Source organism: Methylobacterium sp. WL18, assembly GCF_008040015.1.
GTDB lineage: Bacteria > Pseudomonadota > Alphaproteobacteria > Rhizobiales > Beijerinckiaceae > Methylobacterium > Methylobacterium mesophilicum.
In genome coordinates, this window is sequence record NZ_VRVD01000637.1 from 1 (window position 1) to 2689 (window position 2689).

The 2689-nt window shown below is 71.8% G+C and carries 2 protein-coding genes and 1 pseudogene; all 3 read left to right on the forward strand.

The genetic code is table 11. From position 1 onward, the window contains the following. Positions 1-316 (forward strand): annotated as a pseudogene (locus FV228_RS26195) (hypothetical protein); the annotation flags it as partial. Positions 317-445: 129 nt separating this feature from the next. Next, complete coding sequence (locus FV228_RS26200) at positions 446-1750, forward strand: MFS transporter (RefSeq protein ID WP_147857208.1); 1305 nt, start codon at positions 446-448, stop codon at positions 1748-1750. Positions 1751-1752: 2 nt separating this feature from the next. Further along, positions 1753-2622 carry an amidohydrolase family protein gene (locus FV228_RS26205; protein ID WP_147857209.1) on the forward strand — a complete coding sequence of 290 codons (870 nt, stop codon included), beginning with the start codon at positions 1753-1755 and terminating at the stop codon, positions 2620-2622. Positions 2623-2689 lie beyond the last annotated feature (67 nt).

Sequence of the window (2689 nt, forward strand, 5' to 3'; positions counted from 1 at the left end):
GTTCCGGGGCGCGGGCTTCCGCGGCGGATACGGCCGGGGCTTCTACGGCCGCGGCTACGGCTATCGCGGCGGCTACGGCTACGGCCTCGGCGGACTGGGTCTCGGCGTCGGCCTGGGCCTGGCGGCGGGCGGCCTCTATGGGGGCTACGGCGGTTACGGTGGCGGCTACGGCTATCCGGGCTACGGCTACGGCGGCGGCTACGCCCCGGTCGGCTTCGCCGGCGATTACGGCTACGGCGGCGGCTGCTACACGGTCCCGCGGGTGCGCTGGACCCCCTACGGATACCGCCGGGTCCTGGTCGAGCGCTGCTACTGAGCGACGCCTGAACCGGAACGTCTTGGAAAAGGCCGCCTCCGGGCGGCCTTTTCCTTGCGTGGCACCTCCCCACGGTTGCACAGCTCGGCTATTGGCGCCGATACTGGTACCTGCTGGCGGGAGAGTGTGATGCGGACGGAAGCAGGGCCGGGACATACGGGCGTGGAGGCGGTGGAAATCCGCGATGCCAGCCTGATGGCCTTCTACCGCTCCATGACGTCGACGGAGCGGCACACCTTCTGGGCCTGCGCCGCCGGCTGGTGCCTCGACGGCATGGACTTCATGATCTACCCGCTGGTGATCGGGACGATCATGGCCCTGTGGCACGTGGATTCCGGCACGGCCGGCCTCGCCGCCACGGTGACGCTGCTGGCCTCGGCGCTCGGCGGCTGGCTCGCGGGCTTCATCGCCGACCGGATCGGCCGGGTGCTCACCCTCCAGATCACCATCCTGTGGTTCTCGGTGTTCTCGCTGCTCTGCGCCTTCGTGCAGAACTTCGAGCAGTTGCTCATCGCCCGGGCGATCCTGGGGCTCGGCTTCGGGGGTGAGTGGGCAGCCGGCGCCGTGCTGATCGGCGAGACCATCCGGGCCGAATATCGCGGCCGCGCGGTCGGCTCGGTCCAGTCCGGCTGGGCGATCGGCTGGGGCATGGCGGTGCTGGCCCAGGCTGTGACCTTCTCGCTGCTGCCCCCCGAGGTCGCCTGGCGCTGGATGTTCGCGATCGGTGCCCTGCCGGCCCTGCTGATCTTCTACCTGCGCCGCTACGTCCAGGAGCCGCAGGTCGCCGCCGAGACCCGGGCCCGGGCCATCGCCACCGGCGACCGGCCGAAGATCTGGGAGATCTTCTCCGGGCCGATCCTCAAGACCACCCTGCTCGCTTCGCTGGCGGCGGCGGGCTGCCAGGGCGGCTATTACGCGATCACCACCTGGGTGCCGCGCTTCCTCACCACCGAGCGGGGCCTGTCGGTGGTGTCCTCCACGGGCTACCTCGCGGCGCTGATCATCGGCTCGTTCGCCGGCTATCTCGTGGGCGCCTGGGTGGCGGACCGGCTCGGCCGGCGGCCGCTGTTCCTGATTTTTTCCCTGGGCGCGATCGCCGTGGTGATCGCCTACACGCAGATCCCGCTCTCGAACGGCGTGCTCTGGGTGCTGGGCTTCCCGCTCGGGTTCTTCGCCTCCGGCTACTTCTCCGGGATGGGCGCCTTCCTCACGGAGCTTTACCCGACCCGCCTGCGCGGCTCGGGGCAGGGGTTCTGCTACAATTTCGGCCGGGGCGTCGGCGCCCTGTTCCCGGCGCTGGTCGGCTTCCTCGCCGAGCGCGCCGGCCTCGCCTCGGCCATCGCGATCTTCGCGGCCATCGCCTACGGGATCTTCTTCCTGGCGGCCTTCGCGCTGCCCGAGACCCGCGGCCGGGTGCTGCACGCGGATACCTGATCATGGCCGAGATCCGAGACTGCCCGGCCCCCGATCCGCATCCCGGCGGCCCGACGCGCTACCGGGTGCCGGAGGGCGCGGTCGACACCCATGCCCACGTGATCGGCCTGCCCCCGGCCTATCCCCTGGTGGCCGACCGCAGCTACACGCCCCCGGCCGCCCCGGCGGACCGGTACCTCGCGATGCTCGATGCCACCGGCATGGCCAACGGCGTGCTGGTCCAGGTCAGCGTCCACGGCACCGACAACCGCCTGATGGTGGAGACGCTCCGGGCCAACCGGCAGCGCCTGCGCGGCATCGCGGTGATCCCACAGGGACTCCCCGACAGGGAACTCGCCGCCCTGAAGGAGGCCGGGGTTGTGGGCCTGCGCCTCAACGTGCTGTTCGGCGGCGGCATCGGCCTCGATGCGGTGGAGGCCTACGGGGCGCTCGCCCGCGAGATGGGCTGGCACCTCCAGTTCCTGCTCGACGCCCGCGACCTGCCGCCGATTGCGGGCCGCCTGTCCCGGCTGCAGGTGCCCCTGGTGTTCGACCATATGGGCCACATGCCGGCCTCGGCCGGGGTGGAGCATCCGGGCTTTCAGGCCCTGCTCGGCCTCGTGCGCGACGGCCATTGGGTGAAGCTGTCGGGCGCCTTCCGGGATTCGGTCGCCGGCCCGCCCTATGCCGACACGATCCCCTTCGCCCGCGCCCTCAACGACGCCGCCCCCGAGCGCTGCCTCTGGGGTTCGGACTGGCCGCACGTGGCCGCCTGGGACGGCCCGCCGCGCCTGTCCGACCTCCTCGACCTGATGGCCGAGTGGGTGCCGGATGCGGAAAGGCGCCGCCGGCTCTTCGTCGACAACCCGCGCCGCCTCTACGGCTTCGGGTAGGGGACCTCAGACCCGCAGGTCGAGGCGCTGGCCCTGGCCGGGCGGCGCCTCGACCTGCGGGTCTGAG